The 17,180-nt window shown below is 71.6% G+C and carries 18 protein-coding genes; 7 read left to right on the top strand and 11 right to left on the bottom strand.

Translation table 11 applies throughout. The features are described from left to right. Positions 1 to 42: 42 nt before the first annotated feature. From hemW to ACTWP9_RS25265, 3 genes are read right to left on the bottom strand one after another with little or no spacing between them, the layout of a single operon-like run. Positions 43 to 1,266 (bottom strand): radical SAM family heme chaperone HemW, encoded by a 1,224-nt coding sequence (gene hemW / locus ACTWP9_RS25275; RefSeq protein WP_443248562.1) that lies wholly within the window; start codon positions 1,264 to 1,266, stop codon positions 43 to 45. Positions 1,267 to 1,323: 57 nt separating this feature from the next. Beyond that, positions 1,324 to 2,184: a DUF3097 domain-containing protein gene (locus ACTWP9_RS25270; RefSeq protein ID WP_443248561.1), complete on the bottom strand. Its 861-nt coding sequence runs from the start codon at positions 2,182 to 2,184 to the stop codon at positions 1,324 to 1,326. Positions 2,185 to 2,215: 31 nt separating this feature from the next. Next, on the bottom strand, positions 2,216 to 2,968 hold the full coding sequence (locus tag ACTWP9_RS25265; RefSeq protein ID WP_443248560.1) for an MBL fold metallo-hydrolase: 753 nt from the start codon (positions 2,966 to 2,968) through the stop codon (positions 2,216 to 2,218). Between the two features lie 224 nt (positions 2,969 to 3,192). Between ACTWP9_RS25265 and hrcA the strand changes: the two genes are divergently transcribed. The 6 genes from hrcA (at position 3,193) to ACTWP9_RS25235 (ending at position 8,670) form a co-directional block, all read left to right on the top strand. Continuing rightward, positions 3,193 to 4,209, top strand: a complete 1,017-nt coding sequence (gene hrcA, locus ACTWP9_RS25260; RefSeq protein ID WP_443248559.1) for a heat-inducible transcriptional repressor HrcA — start codon at positions 3,193 to 3,195, stop codon at positions 4,207 to 4,209. Then, positions 4,209 to 5,342 (top strand): molecular chaperone DnaJ, encoded by a 1,134-nt coding sequence (gene dnaJ / locus ACTWP9_RS25255; protein ID WP_443248558.1) that lies wholly within the window; start codon positions 4,209 to 4,211, stop codon positions 5,340 to 5,342. Before hrcA ends, dnaJ begins: the two co-directional genes overlap by 1 nt. Before the next feature lie 107 nt (positions 5,343 to 5,449). Continuing rightward, on the top strand, positions 5,450 to 6,535 hold the full coding sequence (locus ACTWP9_RS25250) for a nitronate monooxygenase (RefSeq protein ID WP_443248557.1): 1,086 nt from the start codon (positions 5,450 to 5,452) through the stop codon (positions 6,533 to 6,535). Next, the gene (locus tag ACTWP9_RS25245) at positions 6,532 to 7,269 is read left to right on the top strand and encodes a 16S rRNA (uracil(1498)-N(3))-methyltransferase (protein WP_443248556.1); all 738 of its coding nucleotides are present in this window, start codon (positions 6,532 to 6,534) and stop codon (positions 7,267 to 7,269) included. Before ACTWP9_RS25250 ends, ACTWP9_RS25245 begins: the two co-directional genes overlap by 4 nt. A gap of 83 nt (positions 7,270 to 7,352) precedes the next feature. Further along, positions 7,353 to 7,736, top strand: coding sequence for a histidine triad nucleotide-binding protein (locus tag ACTWP9_RS25240; RefSeq protein ID WP_443248555.1), 384 nt, complete (start codon positions 7,353 to 7,355; stop codon positions 7,734 to 7,736). Positions 7,737 to 7,749: 13 nt separating this feature from the next. After that, a complete protein-coding gene (locus ACTWP9_RS25235; protein WP_443248554.1) occupies positions 7,750 to 8,670 on the top strand; it encodes a ribonuclease Z in 921 nt (306 codons plus the stop codon). 38 nt (positions 8,671 to 8,708) lie between these two features. On the opposite strand, the gene era is transcribed toward ACTWP9_RS25235, so the two are convergent. The 3 genes from era to ACTWP9_RS25220 all read right to left on the bottom strand — a co-directional run bounded on the left by era (position 8,709) and on the right by ACTWP9_RS25220 (position 11,041). Next, positions 8,709 to 9,683 (bottom strand): GTPase Era, encoded by a 975-nt coding sequence (gene era, locus ACTWP9_RS25230; RefSeq protein WP_443248553.1) that lies wholly within the window; start codon positions 9,681 to 9,683, stop codon positions 8,709 to 8,711. A gap of 49 nt (positions 9,684 to 9,732) precedes the next feature. Beyond that, positions 9,733 to 10,092, bottom strand: a complete 360-nt coding sequence (locus ACTWP9_RS25225) for a cytidine deaminase (protein ID WP_443248552.1) — start codon at positions 10,090 to 10,092, stop codon at positions 9,733 to 9,735. A gap of 67 nt (positions 10,093 to 10,159) precedes the next feature. Next, complete coding sequence (locus tag ACTWP9_RS25220; protein WP_443248551.1) at positions 10,160 to 11,041, bottom strand: helix-turn-helix transcriptional regulator; 882 nt, start codon at positions 11,039 to 11,041, stop codon at positions 10,160 to 10,162. Positions 11,042 to 11,127: 86 nt separating this feature from the next. On the opposite strand from ACTWP9_RS25220, the gene ACTWP9_RS25215 reads away from it, so the two are divergent. After that, complete coding sequence (locus tag ACTWP9_RS25215; RefSeq protein WP_443248550.1) at positions 11,128 to 12,615, top strand: MFS transporter; 1,488 nt, start codon at positions 11,128 to 11,130, stop codon at positions 12,613 to 12,615. Between the two features lie 164 nt (positions 12,616 to 12,779). Here the strand turns inward: ACTWP9_RS25215 and ACTWP9_RS25210 are convergent, their stop codons facing one another. The 5 genes from ACTWP9_RS25210 to ACTWP9_RS25190 form a co-directional block, all read right to left on the bottom strand. Beyond that, positions 12,780 to 13,592, bottom strand: coding sequence for a hypothetical protein (locus ACTWP9_RS25210; RefSeq protein WP_443248549.1), 813 nt, complete (start codon positions 13,590 to 13,592; stop codon positions 12,780 to 12,782). 106 nt (positions 13,593 to 13,698) lie between these two features. Further along, positions 13,699 to 14,061, bottom strand: a complete 363-nt coding sequence (locus ACTWP9_RS25205; protein ID WP_443248548.1) for an MmcQ/YjbR family DNA-binding protein — start codon at positions 14,059 to 14,061, stop codon at positions 13,699 to 13,701. Between the two features lie 130 nt (positions 14,062 to 14,191). Beyond that, a complete protein-coding gene (locus ACTWP9_RS25200) occupies positions 14,192 to 15,529 on the bottom strand; it encodes a hemolysin family protein (protein WP_443248547.1) in 1,338 nt (445 codons plus the stop codon). Further along, the gene (ybeY, locus tag ACTWP9_RS25195; RefSeq protein ID WP_443248546.1) at positions 15,526 to 16,026 is read right to left on the bottom strand and encodes an rRNA maturation RNase YbeY; all 501 of its coding nucleotides are present in this window, start codon (positions 16,024 to 16,026) and stop codon (positions 15,526 to 15,528) included. The genes ACTWP9_RS25200 and ybeY overlap by 4 nt, the downstream gene beginning before the upstream one ends. A 12-nt stretch (positions 16,027 to 16,038) precedes the next feature. After that, a complete protein-coding gene (locus tag ACTWP9_RS25190) occupies positions 16,039 to 17,118 on the bottom strand; it encodes a PhoH family protein (RefSeq protein ID WP_443248545.1) in 1,080 nt (359 codons plus the stop codon). Between the last annotated feature and the right edge of the window lie 62 nt (positions 17,119 to 17,180).

Raw genomic sequence — 17,180 nt, 5'->3', positions numbered from 1 at the left:
GAACAGGTCGGCCGGCCCGGTTTGCGGAACAGGCCCGCCCCCTCAGTCCACCAGGCCCCGGACCACCGCGTCCGCCAGCAGACGACCCCGCAGCGTCAGCACCGCGCGGCCCTCCTCGTACGGGCCCGGCTCCAGCAGACCCTCCTCGCGGGCCCGCTCGGCGGCCTTCGCGCCCTGCGGCGCAAGCAGCGAGAGCGGGCAGCCCCGGCCGAGCCGCAGCTCCAGCAGGATCCGCTCGACGCGCCTGTCCTCCGCGGTGAGCACCTCACGCCCTGCGCCGGGCGAACGGCCCTCGGCCAGCGCCTGCGCATAGGCGGATGGGTGCTTGACGTTCCACCAGCGCACCCCGCCGACATGGCTGTGCGCGCCAGGGCCCGCGCCCCACCAGTCGGCACCCGTCCAGTACAGCTCGTTGTGCCGGCACCGTGCCGCCGCGTCGCCCGCCACCGCCCAGTTGGAGACCTCGTACCACTCCATACCGGCCGCCGTCAGCCGCTCCTCCGCGATCAGATAGCGGTCCGCGTGGACATCGTCGTCGGTCATCGGCACCTCGCCCCGCCGGATGCGCCGGGCGAGCTGGGTGCCCTCCTCCACGATCAGCGCGTACGCCGAGATGTGGTCCGGTCCTGCGCCGAGCGCGGCGTCCAGGGAGGCCCGCCAGTCGTCGTCGGTCTCACCCGGAGTGCCGTAGATCAGGTCGAGGTTCACATGCGAGAAGCCCGCCTTGCGTGCCTCCGCGACGCACTCCTCGGGGCGCCCGGGGGTGTGCGTACGGTCCAGTACCCGCAGCACGTGCGGGCGGGCGCTCTGCATACCGAAGGAGACCCGGTTGAAGCCCGCCTCCCGCAGTTCGCCGAGGTAGCCCGCGTCCACCGACTCCGGATTCGCCTCGGTGGTGACTTCGGCGTTCTCGGCCAGCCCGAACTCGTCCCTGATCGCCGCCAGCATCCGGCCCAGCTCGGCGGCCGGGAGCAGGGTGGGGGTGCCGCCCCCGACGAACACCGTCTCCACCCGGCGCGGATCGTCGCCGAGCACCCTGCGGGCCAGCCGGATCTCCTCGACGGCCTGCTCCGCGTACCGCTCCCGGGAGAATCCCCCCAGCTCGGTGGCGGTGTAGGTGTTGAAGTCGCAGTAGCCGCAGCGGGTGGCGCAGTACGGAACGTGCAGATAGAAGCCGAGCGAGCGGGCGTCGGCCCCGTCGAACGCGTGCGGAGGCAGTGCGCCGTCACCGGGCACGGGCTCACCATCGGGAAGTGCGGAGGGCATGCTCTCCATTGTCCGGTACCGCTCGGATTCCGATGAGACCGCGGCCGCCCCCGAAGATCACTCCGCCGGGGCCGTGACGAAGTCGATCAGCTCCTCGACGCGGCCCAGCAGCGCCGGCTCCAGGTCCTTGTAGGAGCGGACGCGGCCGAGCAGGTGCTGCCAGGCCGCGCCGGTGTTCCGGGGCCACCCCAGCGCGCTGCACACGCCGGTCTTCCAGTCCTGGCCGTGCGGGACGCGTGGCCAGGCCCGGATGCCCGCCGAGGCGGGTTTCACGGCCTCCCAGATGTCGATGTACGGATGCCCCACCACCAGGACGTGGTCCCCGCTCACCTGGGCGGCGATCCGCGACTCCTTCGAGCCGGGGACCAGATGGTCCACCAGCACCCCGAGCCGGGCCCCCGGGCCGGGGGAGAAGGCTTCCACGACGGCGGGCAGATCGTCGACGCCCTCCAGATACTCCACGACCACCCCCTCGATCCGCAGGTCGTCGCCCCACACCTTCTCGACCAGCTCGGCGTCGTGCCGCCCCTCGACATAGATCCGCCCCGCCCGCGCCACCCTGGCCCGCGCGCCGGGGACGGCAACGGAGCCGGAAGCCGTCAGCCGCCGCCCGGCCGCCGGGGCACCATCCCCGGCGCCCGCACCCGCGCCCGCACCGGTGCGGGGACGTACGAGCGTCACCGTCCGCCCCTCCAGCAGGAAGCCCGCCGGTGTCATCGGGAAGACCCGGTGCTTGCCGAAGCGGTCCTCCAGCGTGACCGTCGGCCCCTCAGCCGTCTTCTCGCAGCGCACGACCGCTCCGCAGAACCCGGTGGTGACCTCCTCCACCACCAGATCCGGCTCGGCGGCCACCTCGGGCACGGGCCGAGCCCGCTTCCAGGGAGGCGTCAGATCGGGGTTGTCGTAGCGGCTGCGCATGCGCTCATTCTGCTACGCGCCGCACGACCCGCTACGTGCCGTACGACGCGAACCGGCGTGCCAGCTCCTCCCGTTGTGCCCGTACGAACGCCGCGTCCACCAGTGCCCCGTGCCCCGGTACGTACACCGCGTCCTCGCCGCCCAGCGCCAGCAGCCGGTCCAGCGCGGCCGGCCAGCGGGAGGGATGGGCGTCGGCGCCGGCCTGGGGGGCGCCGGACTCCTCCACGAGGTCGCCGCAGAAGACGACATCGGGGGTGCCGGGCACCAGCACGGCCAGGTCGTGCTCGGTGTGCGCGGGGCCGACGTTGACCAGCACGACCTCCCGCCCGCCCAGGTCGAGGGTCAGCTGCCCGCTGACCGCATGGTGCGGGCGCACCAGCACGTCAGCCGCCTCCCCGGCCTCGTCCTCCAGCAGGCCGTGTGCCACGGCGTCGTCCCGCAGCAGGTCGGTGTTGCGGGCCAGCAGATCGCGGACGCCGACCGCCGCGTACACCTCGGCGCCGGAGAAGACGGCAGCGCCGAAGATGTGATCGAAGTGCGGATGGGTGAGGACCACCCGCGTCACCCGGCGCCCCAGCAGCGCGGTCACATCGGCACGGATCTCGGAGCCTTCCAGCAGCGAGGACCCGGTGTCGATCACCAGCGCCTCGTTGTCGCCCCCGACGGCGCCGACCGTCGCGTCCCACTGCGGCAGTCTGCGCCGCAGCACCCCGGGTGCGATCCGCTCCCAGCGCCGGTCGTCGGCCGGCGAATCCTGCCTCGCGTCTTTACCGAACGGCTGCATACGACGACGCTAGCGGCAGCCCGACCACCGTGCCTTCGGCCGCGCGGAAGCAGCGCTGCCGCCGCAGCGGCGCGGTACGGTCGGGCCTGCGAGCAGGCGGCCCTTGCCCTGGCCGTGGTGACCGGCCGTACACTGGCTCAGGGACTTGGCACTCCGGCACGAAGAGTGCCAGAGACCGCCAGGGAATCGGACTCAGACCAGCGGCCGGACGGGAGGTGTGCGCCGTGCTCAGCGAGCGTCGACTCGAAGTCCTCCGCGCCATCGTCCAGGACTACGTGGGCACCGAGGAGCCGGTGGGCTCCAAGGCCCTCACGGAGCGCCACAACCTGAAGGTGTCCCCGGCCACCGTCCGCAACGACATGGCGGCGCTGGAGGACGAGGGGTACATCGCCCAGCCCCACACCAGCGCGGGCCGGATCCCCACCGACAAGGGTTACCGCCTCTTCGTCGACAAGCTCGCCGGAGTCAAGCCGCTGTCGCCCCCCGAGCGGCGCGCCATCCAGAACTTCCTGGAGGGCGCCGTCGACCTCGACGACGTCGTCGGCCGTACGGTCCGGCTGCTCGCCCAGCTCACCCGGCAGGTCGCGGTGGTGCAGTATCCGTCGCTGACCCGCTCGACGGTGCGGCACGTGGAGCTGCTGGCGCTGGCGCCCGCGCGGCTGATGCTGGTGCTGATCACGGACACCGGCCGGGTCGAGCAGCGGATGATCGACTGCCCGGCGCCGATCGGCGAGACGGTACTGGCCGATCTGCGTGCCCGGCTCAACAGCCGGGTGGTCGGCGAGCGCTTCACCGAGGTCCCGTCCCTGGTGCAGGACCTGCCCGAGGCGTTCGACGCCGACGACAGAGGCACGATCCAGACGGTGCTGGCCACCCTGCTGGAGACCCTGGTCGAGGAGACCGAGGAGCGGCTGATGATCGGCGGCACCGCCAATCTGACCCGCTTCGGGCACGACTTCCCGCTCACCATCCGGCCCGTACTGGAGGCGCTGGAGGAGCAGGTCGTTCTGCTGAAGCTGCTCGGAGAGGCCAAGGACCCCGGCATGACCGTACGAATCGGGCATGAGAACCAGCATGAGGGACTGAGTTCCACATCGGTCGTCTCGGTCGGCTACGGTTCGGGCGACGAAGCGGTCGCCAAGCTCGGTGTGGTCGGACCGACCCGCATGGACTACCCCGGAACGATGGGAGCTGTACGCGCAGTGGCACGGTACGTCGGACAGATCCTGGCGGAGTCATAGTGGCGACGGACTACTACGCGGTCCTCGGCGTGCAGCGTGACGCCTCGCAGGACGAGATCAAGAAGGCGTTCCGCAGGCTCGCGCGCGAGCTGCACCCGGACGTCAACCCGGATCCGAAGACCCAGGAGCGGTTCAAGGAGATCAACACCGCTTACGAGGTGCTCTCGGACCCGCAGAAGAAGCAGGTCTACGACCTTGGGGGGGATCCGGCCTCGGGCGCCGCGGGCGCCGGTGCCGGCGGCTTCGGCGGGGGCTTCGGCAACTTCAGCGACATCATGGACGCCTTCTTCGGCACGGCGGCGCAGCGCGGACCGCGCTCGCGCACCCGCCGGGGTCAGGACGCCATGATCCGGCTGGACATCGACCTGGAAGAGGCCGCTTTCGGCACCACCAAGGACATCCAGGTCGACACCGCCATCGTCTGCGGCAGCTGCAGCGGCGACGGTGCCGCGCCGGGCACCTCGGCGCAGACCTGCGACATGTGCCGCGGCCGTGGCGAGGTCTCCCAGGTCACCAGGTCCTTCCTGGGCCAGGTCATGACCTCCCGGCCGTGCCCCCAGTGCCAGGGCTTCGGCACCGTCGTGCCCACCCCCTGCCCGGAGTGCGCGGGCGACGGGCGGGTGCGCTCGCGGCGCAGCCTCACCGTGAAGATCCCCGCCGGTGTCGACAACGGCACCCGCATCCAGCTCGCGGGCGAGGGCGAGGTCGGCCCGGGCGGCGGCCCCGCCGGTGACCTCTACGTGGAGATCCACGAGAACGCCCACCCGGTCTTCCAACGCCGCGGTGACGATCTGCACTGCACTGTCACCATCCCCATGACGGCCGCGGCTCTCGGTACGAAGGTGCCGTTGGAGACGCTGGACGGTATGGAGGAGGTCGATATCCGTCCCGGGACCCAGTCCGGGCAGTCGATCCCGCTGCACGAGCGTGGCATCACTCACCTGCGTGGTGGTGGCCGTGGTCAGCTCATCGTGCATGTCGAGGTGACGACGCCGACGAAGCTGGAGCCGGACGAGGAGGAGCTCCTGCGCCGACTGGCCAAACTCCGCGGCGAGGAACGGCCCACGGGCCAGTTCCAGCCGGGCCAGCAGGGGCTGTTCTCCCGGCTGAAGGACGCCTTCAACGGCCGCTGAGGCGAGCACCCCGTTCGGCTCGGCCGGGGGTTCGGGGGTCGGGGGTGGTCTTCTGGGGCGTCGGGGGTTGGGCCGGGGCTGTGGTGGGGGCGTGACAGGATGTGGTCATGTCGACCTCGTCGTCTTCGCTCTACGAGCTGACTGCGCATCCCGTCATCCAGGCACCGATGGCGGGCGGGGTCTCCCGGCCCGCGCTGGCTGCAGCGGTGAGCGAGGCGGGGGGCCTGGGCTTCCTCGCCGCCGGGTACAAGACGCCGGAGGCGATGTACGAGGAGATCAGACAGCTGCGGCGGCTCACAGAGCGCCCGTTCGGCGTCAACCTCTTCATGCCGCAGCCCCGGACCACCGACCCGTCAGCAGTCGTCGTCTACCGCGAACAGCTCGCGGGCGAGGCCACCTGGTACGAGACCGAGCTGGGCGACACCGACGGCATGACGGACGACGCGTACGAGGCGAAGCTCGCGATCCTCTACGACGACCCCGTCCCCGTCGTCTCCTTCCACTTCGGCTGCCCCGCCCGCCGGGTACTGGAGCGTCTCGCGGAGCTGGGCACCCGCACCCTCGTCACCGCGACCTCGGTCGCGGAGGCGCAGGCGGTGCAGACGGCCGGTGCGCACGCAGTGTGTCTGCAAGGCATAGAGGCGGGCGGGCACCAGGGCACACACCGCGACGACCCGCAGAGCGACCGGGGGAGCGGCGGCATCGGACTGTTGTCGCTGATCACACAGGTCAGGGAAGCCGTGCAACTGCCCCTCGTCGCTGCGGGCGGACTGATGCGCGGTGAGCAGATCGCTGCCGTGCTCGCGGCCGGCGCTGTGGCGGCGCAGTTGGGCACCGCCTTTCTGGCCACCGAGGAGTCCGGCGCCCACCCGCTGCACAAGCAGGCGCTGACCAACCCGCTGTTCACCCGTACCGAGCTGACCCGGGCCTTCTCGGGGCGCCCGGCGCGGGGACTGGTCAACCGCTTCCTGCGTGAGCACGGTCCGTACGCGCCCGCCGCATATCCCCAGCTCCACTATCTGACGGCCGGGCTGCGCACGGCGGCGGCGAAGGCGGGCGACCCGCAGGCGATGGCGCTGTGGGCGGGCCAAGGGCACCGGCTGGCCCGGGAGTTGCCCGCCGGACAACTGGTGGAGGTGCTGGCGGCCGAGCTCGCCGAGGCGCGTGCGGCACTGCGGGAGGTGCCCTCATGAGCGCGCCGGTCTTCCTCGCCGACTCCGGACTGCTGCATCCCGGCACGGTGGTGCTCGACGGGCCGGAGGGTCGGCACGCCGTCTCCGTCCGCAGGCTGCGGCCGGGGGAGGAGGTCGTACTCACGGACGGCGCGGGCACCGGCGCGTACGGGAGCGTGACCGCCGCCGAGGGCAAGGACCGGCTGGAGGTCGCCGTCCGCGAGATCCTCAACGAGCCGGAACCGCGCCCCCGGATCACCGTCGTACAGGCGCTGCCCAAGGGGGACCGGGGGGAGCTGGCCGTGGAGACGATGACGGAGACGGGGGTGGACGCCGTCGTGCCGTGGGCGGCTTCGCGGGCAGTGACCCGGTGGAAGGGCGAGCGGGCTGCCAAGTCGCTCGCCAAGTGGCGGAACACGGCGCGGGAGGCGGGGAAGCAGGCGCGGCGCCTGCGCTTTCCGCAGGTGGCCGACCTCGCATCGGCGCGGGAGGTCGCGGAGCTGTTGCGGGCCGCCGACTTCGCGGGCGTGCTGCACGAGGAAGGCAGCACACCGCTGGCCACCGCCGAGTTGCCCTCGGCAGGGGAGATCGTGCTGGTGGTGGGCCCCGAGGGCGGGGTGGCTCCGGAGGAGCTGGAGCTGTTCGCCGGAGCCGGCGCCGCGCCCTTCCGGCTCGGGCCGAGCGTGTTGCGGACCTCCACCGCCGGGACGGCCGCCACCGCGGTGGTGCTCGCGCGCTGCGGCCGCTGGGGTTGAGCTCCCGCGGCCGCTGGAGGTGCGGGGCACGGGGGCCGGGCCGAACACCGGGGCCCTGACCGGTGCTCGGGTAACATCCCGGCATGGCTTCCAACGGAGAACCGCAGCAGGACTGCCTGTTCTGCAAGATTGCCGCGGGTGAGGTGCCGGCGACGCTGGTGCGGGAGACCGAGACGACCGTCGCGTTCCGGGACATCAACCCGCAGGCGCCCACCCACGTGCTGGTGATCCCGAGGGCGCACTACCCGGACGCGGCCTCCCTCGCGGCGGCCTCCCCGCAGTTGATCGCCGATATGGTGCGGGAGGCCGGTGAGGTGGCGCAGCTGGAGAAGATCGCCGTGCCGCACGGCGGCCCGGGCACCGGCTACCGGGTGGTCTTCAACACCGGTTCGGGCGCGGGGCAGACGGTCTTCCACGCACATGCGCACGTTCTCGGGGGCCGTGGCCTCGAATGGCCGCCCGGGTGAGGCGGTAGCCGCGATGTCGGTGCGAGAACTGGTCGTGCTGGGTACCGCCAGCCAGGTACCCACCCGGGAGCGCAACCACAACGGGTACGTCCTGCTGTGGGACGGCGAGGGCATCCTGTTCGACCCGGGTGAAGGCACCCAGCGGCAGATGCTGCACACCTCCGTCGCCGCACACGATCTGACCCGTATCTGCCTGACGCACTTTCACGGCGACCACACCCTCGGGCTGCCCGGCGTCATCCAGCACATGAGCCTCGACGGGGTGCCGCACGAGGTGACGGCCTACTTTCCGGCGAGCGGGCGCGACTACTTCGACCGGCTGCGCAATGCCACGCCGTTCCACGACACGATCAGGCTGCGCGAGGTGCCCATCGCCGGTCCCGGAGTGCTCGCCGGGGGCGCGGAGGAGCCGCAGATGCCCTTCACCCTGGAGGCGCGTCGGCTCTCGCACCGTATCGACACCTTCGGATACCGGCTCACGGAGCCCGACGCGCGCCGAATGCTGCCCGACCTGCTGGCGGAGCGCGGTATCAGCGGTCCGGACGTGGGCCGTCTCCAGCAGGAGGGGGAGCTGCGCGGGGTGCGGCTGGAGGAGGTCAGCGAGCCGCGGCGGGGCCAGCGCTTCGCCTTCGTCATGGACACCCGGTTGTGCGAGGGGGTCCATGAGCTGGCCGCGGGCTGCGACATGCTCGTCATCGAGTCGACGTTCCTGCAGGCCGACACCGAGCTGGCCGAGGTCTCCGGCCACCTGACGGCCTTTCAGGCGGGCCGGGTCGCTGCCGAGTCGGGCGTACGGCATCTGGTGCTGACGCACTTCTCGCAGCGCTACCAGGACACCGCCCTGTTCGCCGCCGAGGCCCGCGCCGCCGGGTTCGAGGGCGAACTGACGGCGGCCCAGGACCTGATGCGCGTGCCGGTGCCCAAGCGGGTCTGAGCCCTCCCGGAGTCGGCCCTCCCGGAGTCCGCGGGCCGTCAGAAGCCGAGGCGGCGCAGCTGCTTGGGGTCGCGCTGCCAGTCCTTGGCGACCTTGACATGCAGGTCGAGGTAGACAGGCGTGCCCAGCAGCGCCTCGATGTGCCGGCGCGAGCTGCTGCCGACCTCCTTGAGGCGCTTGCCCTTGGGGCCGATGACGATGCCCTTCTGGCTGGGCCGTTCGATGAAGATGTTGGCGTGCACGTCCAGCAGCGGGCGGTCCGCGGGGCGGTCCTCGCGGGGCACCATCTCCTCGACCACCACCGCGATCGAGTGCGGCAGCTCGTCCCGTACGCCCTCCAGCGCCGCCTCGCGGATCAGCTCGGCGACCATGACCTGCTCGGGCTCGTCCGTCAGATCGCCGTCCGGGTACAGCGGCGGGCCCTCCGGCAGCAGCGGCACCAGCAGCTCGGCCAGCAGTCCCACCTGGGAGCCCTCGGTGGCGGAGACCGGGACGATCTCCGCCCACTCGACGCCCAGCTCCCGCCCGAGCTGGTCGACGGCGAGCAACTGCTCCGCCAGCGCCTTGCCCGAAACCAGGTCGGTCTTGGTGACGACGGCCACCTTCGGCGTGCGCTTCCTCAGCTCGGCCAGCTCACCCGCGATGAAGCGGTCACCCGGGCCGATCTTCTGGTCGGCGGGCACGCAGAAGCCGATGACGTCGACCTCGGCCCAGGTGGTGCGCACCACGTCGTTGAGGCGTTCGCCGAGCAGGGTGCGCGGCTTGTGCAGGCCCGGGGTGTCCACCAGGACGAGCTGCGCCTCCGGGCGGTGCACGATGCCGCGCACCGTGTGCCGGGTGGTCTGCGGACGGGTGGAGGTGATCGCGACCTTCGTGCCCACCAGCGCGTTGGTCAACGTCGACTTGCCCGCGTTCGGACGGCCGACGAAGCAGGCGAAGCCCGACCGATGCGGGTGCGCTTCGCGCGGAGTACCGCCTTCTGTGGTGCCGGCGGCGGCAGAAGATGCGTTCATGACGACCATTGTCCCCGATGGACGGGGAGGCCCGGCCCTGGGCCGGTACTCAGCCCGCCGTCACCGTCGAGTGGACCTCGCCGTCCGGACCGGCGAGGTGCACCGGGGTGGTGGGCCCGCCCAGGTCCCGTACGGTCGCCAGGTCCTCGGCCGGGAGCTGCTCGGCCTGCGAGACCACGGCCGCCGCCTCCAGGGACGTGGCGCCCGAGGCCACCGCCATCGCCACCGCCGTACGCAGCGCGGACAGCTGGAGCGAGGGCAGCGCGACCGACCCGGCGACGTAGGTGCGGCCCGTCTCGTCCCGTACGGCGGCGCCCTCCTGGACGGCGTTGCGGGCGCGGGCGCTGCGCGCCAGGGTGACGATCTTGCGGTCTTCCGGATCCAGCCCGGCGGTGCTCTGGTCACTCATGACGGCGAGCATATGCGGTGGCCACGACAACCGTGCCGGGTGCCTCGGCCCTCGGCCGCCGGGCGCCTCACCCCGCGACCCGGTGGATCGTGGCGCGGCGTACCTCCGGCTCGGCCAGCCGCTGGAGCTTCTCGGCGGTGCCCGTGCCCGCGACCGGGTTGTGCAGGATGAGCCTGAGGTCGGGGCGGGCCGGCACCTGGAGCGTCGTCGACTCGAAGTGCAGCGCGCCCACCACCGGATGGTCCAGCTCCTTGAGCCGCTGTCCGGGGCGGGAGACATCGCCCAGCTCCCACAGCCGGCGGAAGTCCTCGCTGTTCGCCAGCAACTCCTCCAGCAGCAGCTGGAACCCCTCGTCCTCGGGCCACTCCGCCAGCGAGGCGCGCAGCTCCGCGACGACGCCCGGAGCGTTCTGCTCCCAGCTCTTCGAGCGGGCACGGTAGCGCTCGTCGCAGAAGAAGTTGATGATGCAGTTCTCCTGTGCGTCCATGCCCATCACCAGCCGCGCCGACTCGTTGAGCCCGACGGCGCTGAAGTACGGGTCCATGATGTGTGCCGGGTACGGCATCCAGCCGTCGATGAGCCGCTGCATCCCGTCGCACAGATAGTCGCGGTCGTACTCGGACTCGGGCAGCGGCGGGTTGAGGCCCGCCAGGACGTACAGATGCCAGCGCTCTGCGGGGTTCATCCGCAGCACCCGTGCCACCGCGTCGAGGACCTGCGGCGAGACGGTGATGTCCCGGCCCTGTTCCAGCCACTGGTACCAGGAGGCGCCCACGCCGGCCAGCACCGCCACCTCCTCGCGGCGCAGCCCCGGGGTCCTGCGCCGCGCACCCCCGTCCGGCAGCCCGGCCTCGGCGGGGGAGACCCGCGCCCGGCGGGAGCGCAGGAACGTGCGCAACTCCTCACCGCGCCGGGATTTCTCCGGTCGACTCCTTGGGGTGCTGGCCACCTGATCCCCTCCCTGAGTGTGGTGGTGCGGGCACCACCATAAACAGCAGCTCCCCACGGTCTGTTCCGCGCCAGCAGGCTGTGACCATGCCAACGACCGCTTCCGTACCGGAGACGACCGCGCCCGAGCCGGTCACCGACTCTGTCCGTTCCGAACAACCGGCTGATTCCCACCGCTTCACCCCGCGCGAGGTGCTGCTCCTCGTGGTGCTGTGCGCCTCGCAGTTCCTCGTCGCGCTCGACTTCTCCGTACTGAACGTCGCGCTGCCCGTCCTCGGCCCCGACCTCGGGCTGGGCGAGGCCGGACTGCAATGGGCCGTCACCGCGTTCGCGCTGCCCACCGGCAGTTTCCTGCTGCTCTTCGGCCGGCTGGGCGACCAGCTGGGCCGCCGCCGTACGTTCCTGACCGGGCTGGCCGTCTTCACTGGCGCCTCGGTGCTGGCAGCGCTCGCGCCCAGTGCACCGCTCTTCCTGGCCGGGCGCGCACTCCAGGGGCTCGGCGCCGCCGCGCTGGTGCCCACCGGTATGGCCCTGATCACCACCTCGTTCGCCGAGGGCCCCAAGCGCACCAAGGCGCTGAGCATCAACGGTTCGCTGATGGCGCTCGGGTTCACCGTCGGCATGGTCCTCGGCGGCATCCTCACCGACACCCTCGGCTGGCGCTCCACCATGGGCCTGCTCGGCGTGGGAGGCGTGCTGGTACTGCTGGCCGCACCCCGGCTGCTGAGCGAGAGCCGGGGGGAGCGCGCCCGGCTGGACGTCCCCGGCGCGCTGACCGTGACCGGCGGGCTGTTCGGCATCGTCTACGGGCTGTCCACCGCCGCCGAGGAGGGCTTCACCCGGCCCGACGTGCTGGTCGCGATCATTGCCGGACTGCTGCTGCTCGCCCTGTTCGTCCGGGTGGAGGCGCGCAGCGCCGAGCCGCTGCTGCCGCTGTGGATGCTGCGCCGGCCCTCCGTCGCCTTCGGCAACCTGGCCGGGCTCGTCACCGTCTCGATGATGACCGCCGTCGTCTTCTTGATGACGCTCTATCTCCAGGACCTGCTGGGAGTCTCCGCGCTCGTCTCCGGGCTCGTCTTCGGTGTGCAGGGGCTCGCCTCCGTCGCGGGCGGCGCCCTCGCACCCCGGATCGCCCGCCGGATCGGTGCCCCGCGCACCCTCGCGCTGGGCCTGCTCGGCCAGGGCGTGCTGACGGCGGCGCTGCTGGGCCTGGGCGTCGAGAGCGGGCTGTGGCTGGTCGTGGTCGCCGTCTCGCTGGCCAGCGGACTGCACCTGGTGGCCGTCGTCACCTACGGCGTCACCGCCACCTCCGGCCTCGACGACGCCGACCAGGGCCGCGCCACCTCCCTGGTCACCAGCGCCATGCAGCTCGGCCTGGCCCTCGGTATCCCGCTGCTGAGCGCCCTGTCCGTCGGCTGGGCGGGCGTCCTGCGCGACGGTGGCACCCCCGCCGCGGATGCCACCCTCGGAGGGATCAAGCTCGGCCTCGGCGCCGACACCCTCGTCCTGCTCGCCATCGGCACCTTGGTGGCCCTCACCCTGGGCCGCCGCCGGCCTGCTGCGCAGCGGCGCTAGTCGGGGAGGGGGTGCCCCGTCCGTTGTATGCGGGCTGCGGGTTTCGTTGTGGCTGGTCGCGCAGTTCCCCGCGCCCCTTACGGGGCGCGTCCCCCTGCTGTGCTTGGGCAGTCTGCGCCAGGGGCGCAGGGTGGGCAAGCGCAGCCCCCCATGCCGGGCACGCGCTAGTCGCCCTCCGGCGGCACCGTCGGCGAGGGGATGCGCCCGGCGGTCACATCCTTGAGCCGCTCGGCGGCGGCCCCCGCCACCCGCGCGGTCAGCGCCTTGTCGCCGTCGCCGACGGACAACAGCGCCAGCCCCGTCGTTGACTGCTTCACCCGCGCCAGCACAAGGTCGAGGGTGAGCTGCTTCCCATCGGCCGGGCCGCCCCTGGCGGTACCCCGCAGCCGGGCGCACGCACTGTCCGCGCCGGGCTCGACCTTCAGCGGGGAGACGGTGAAGTCGACGGTGACCGCGTTGTTCTCGGCGGTGAACTTCTTGCAACTGGCGCGCACGCTCTTGAAGGTGCTCAGCGCCCGCTTCGAGCCGTCGCCCTCCTCCTTGTCGTAGGAGGCGATCTCGCTGGAGAGGTACGGACCGTTCGCACTCCTGCGGTAGTCTCGGGAGGCGTCGGTCCGTGCCTCGTGCCGGTCCACGTCGCCGCCGAGCGCGTCGAGCAGCTGCTTGCAGTTGCGGTCCTTGGTGCTCAGATCGTCGGGCGCGTCCCCCGCCGCGGTGCTGTCGTCCAGATCCGCGTGCCGCCACCCGGCGGGCAGGTTGCCCTCCACCAGCAGCGCGGCCCGGGCCTGCTGTTCGCTGAGCGGCCCGGTCACTTTCGAGGGCGAACCGGTAGGGGTGGCGCCGGGCTTCGACGGCGGCGGCGAGGGCGAGGAGGTCTTGCCGGAGTTCACACCGTCGTCGCCGCCGCAGCCCGCCAGGGTCAGCAAGGCGGCGGCGACCAGGACACCGGCGACGGGAGAGCAGCGTGCAGCGCGCATGGGATCGCCTTTCGGACGGCCTCTGACTCAACCCACCAGCCGCAGCACCGCACCGCGAGCCGACGACCGCCGAACAGGTGGCGGACGGCGGCGCGCGGCCCTGCCGTCAGCTCTGGCCCAGCCGCAGCCGCTCCCACCGGGGCAGCCCGGCGACCACCAGGTCGTAGGAGTCCTCGATCATCTCCCGCACGGTCCGGTCCGGGAGGCTCCCGTCGAGGAACACCGTGTTCCAGTGGCGCTTGTTGAGGTGCCAGCCCGGCTGCACCGCCGGATGTGACTCGCGCAGCCGCACCGCGATCTCCGGGTCGCACTTGAGGCTCACCCGGAGCGGGGCCTCGTCCAGGGCGCTGATGGCGAAGATCTTCTCCCTGATCTTGAACGTGGAGAGCCCTGGATTCCCGGGGAAGGGAAAGTCCTCCCACGCACCGTTCTGCTCCAGGCAGCAGGCTCTGAGCTCTTCAGGCGTCATGGCTCTGAGCGTAGGTGCCGCCTATGACAACCGCCGGACGGTCGGCCTCTGCGGCAGCAGCCGCTGGACGGTCGGCGTCTGGGGTATCAGCCACCGGACGGTCGCCTCTGCTGCATCAACCGCCGGAGAGTCAGCTCTCGCTGAGCGCCGTGCTCTCCTCGCCGTCCGTGCGCACCGGCTCCCGTACGGGCTCGACGAGCACCGTCACGATCTTGTTCCGGCGGCCCGCCGGGGACTCGGCGGTCAGCCGAAGGCCCGTCAGGGTGGGGTCGGAGCGGTCCTCGGACACATCGACCGTGGTGGTGGCACCGGCGATCGGCACCCGGCCCAGCGACTTGGCGAGCAGCCCGCCGACCGTCTCCACGTCCTCGTCGTCCAGCCCCGTCAGCCCGAACAGCTCGCCCAGATCGCCGATGTCCAGCCGCGCGGTGACCCGGTAGCGGCCCTCGCCCAGCTCCTCGACCGGCGGCAGTTCGCGGTCGTACTCGTCGGCGATCTCGCCGACGATCTCCTCCAGGATGTCCTCGATGGTGACGATCCCGGCCGTGCCGCCGTACTCGTCGATCACCACGGAGACATGGATCCGGTCCTTCTGCATCTCCCGCAGCAGATCGCCCGCGTTCTTGGTGTCCGGTACGAACGTGGCGGGCCGCATCGCGGTGGAGACCAGTTCGGTCTCCGCGTCCCGGCTGATGTGCACCTTCCGGGCCAGGTCCTTGAGGTAGACGACGCCCACCACGTCGTCCTCGCTCTCCCCGACCACCGGGATCCGCGAGAAACCCGAGCGCAGCGCCAGCGTCAGCGCCTGCCGGATCGTCTTGAACCGCTCGATCGTGATCAGGTCCGTGCGCGGCACCATCACCTCGCGCACCAGCCGGTCGCCGAGCTGGAAGACGGAGTGCACCATCTTCCGCTCCTCCGCCTCGATCAGCGACTCCCGCTCCGCGAGGTCCACCATCGCGCGCAGCTCCGCCTCACTGGCGAACGGTCCCTTGCGGAAGCCCTTACCCGGGGTGAGCGCGTTACCGAGCAGGATCAGCAGCTGCGGCACCGGGCCCAGAATGCGGGCCAGCGGTAGCAGTACGTACGAGGCGGCCGTCGCCGTGTTCAGCGGGTGCTGGCGGCCGATGGTGCGGGGCGAGACGCCGATGGCGACATAGGAGACGAAGACCATCACTCCTATCGCGACGGCAAGCGCCTGCCAGGTCCCGTCGATGGCGCGCAGACAGGCGTACGTCACCAGCGAACCGGCCGCCACCTCGCAGGCCACCCGCAGCAGCAGGGCCAGGTTGAGATAGCGGGTCGGCTCGGCGGCGACCGCCGCGAGCTTCGCGCCGCCGCGCCGCCCTTGGCGCACCGCCTCCTCGGCCCGGTAACTGGTCGTACGCGCCAGCCCGGCCTCCGCGCAGGCGGCCAGCCACGCGACGATCACCAGCAGGACGACAGCGGCGACGAGCGGAGTGCTCACGATGTCGTCGTGGGGGCGGGTGAGGGGCCGGTCAGGCCGCGCTCGGCGCGCCAGCCGTCGACGATCGCGGACTGGAGACCGAACATCTCGGCCCGCTCGCCGGGCTCCTCGTGGTCGTAGCCCAGCAGGTGCAGCACTCCGTGCACGGTGAGCAGTTGCAGCTCCTCGTCCATGGAGTGCTTCGTCGGAGCGTCCGCGCCCTGCTTCTCGGCCACCTCGGGACACAGCACGATGTCACCGAGCAGGCCATGCGGGGGCTCCTCCTCGTCCCGGGAGGGCGGGCGCAGCTCGTCCATCGGGAAGGACATCACATCCGTGGGTCCCGGCAGTTCCATCCACTGCCGGTGCAGCTGCTCCATGGTGGCCGCATCGACGGCGATCACCGAAAGCTCCGACAGCGGATGGATACGCATCCGGGCCAGTGAGTAGCGGGCGATGTCGAGCACCGCCTCCTCGTCGACCTGGCGGCCGGACTCGTTGTTCACGTCGATCGACATGGTGGGTGCCGGTTACTTCCTCTTGCGGTGGCCGCGGTTCGCGCCCGCGCCCGCGCTGTCGCCTTCGGCCGGACCGGTCTGCTGCTGGTCGTTGTCGTAGCGTTCGTACGCGTCGACAATACGGCCCACCAGCTTGTGCCGGACCACGTCCGTGCTGGTCAGCAGCGAGAAGTGGACATCTTCGACGCCCTCCAGGATCTCCCGCACCTGGCGCAGCCCGCTCTTCGTCCCGCCCGGCAGATCGACCTGGGTCACATCGCCCGTGATCACGATCTTGGAGTCGAAGCCGAGCCGGGTGAGGAACATCTTCATCTGCTCGGGGTTCGTGTTCTGCGCCTCGTCCAGGATGATGAACGCGTCGTTCAGCGTCCTGCCTCGCATATACGCCAGCGGCGCCACCTCGATCGTCCCGGCCGCCATCAGACGGGGGATCGAGTCGGGGTCGAGCATGTCGTGCAGCGCGTCGTACAGCGGCCGCAGATACGGGTCGATCTTTTCGTAGAGCGTGCCGGGCAGATAGCCGAGCCGCTCGCCCGCCTCGACCGCGGGCCGGGTCAGGATGATGCGTGTGACCTGCTTGGCCTGGAGCGCCTGCACCGCCTTGGCCATCGCGAGATACGTCTTGCCGGTGCCGGCCGGGCCGATGCCGAAGACGACCGTGTGCTTGTCGATCGCGTCCACATAGCGCTTCTGGTTGAGCGTCTTGGGGCGGATCGTGCGGCCTCGGTTGGAGAGGATGTTCTGGGTGAGCACCTCGGCGGGCGTCTCGTCGACGGCACCCGTGCCGTTCTCCTGCGCGCGCAGCATGGAGATCGAGCGCTCCACCGCGTCCTCCGTCATCGGCTGGCCGGCGCGGAGCACCAGCATCATCTCGTCGAAAAGGCGCTGGACGAGGGCGACCTCCGCGGGGTTACCGGTCGCGCTGATCTCGTTGCCCCGGACATGAATATCCGTACCGGGGAACGCATCCTCGATCACGCGCAGCAGAGAGTCTCCGGAGCCCAGCACCGTCACCATGGGGTGCGTGGGTGGCACGGTGAAGCGGGCTGTCTGCTGCCCGGATCCGGCCTGGGGTGGGGTTGTCTGCGTCATGGGCGGCCTCAGGGGCCTGCTCATCTCCCTCGCTGCGGTGTTGTTCTCTACGGCTCCCAGGG

This window comes from Streptomyces sp. 3N207, from assembly GCF_052246355.1.
Lineage (GTDB): Bacteria > Actinomycetota > Actinomycetes > Streptomycetales > Streptomycetaceae > Streptomyces.
The sequence above is the reverse complement of the archived record's forward strand: the minus strand, read 5'-3'. Positions and strand labels throughout refer to the sequence as shown.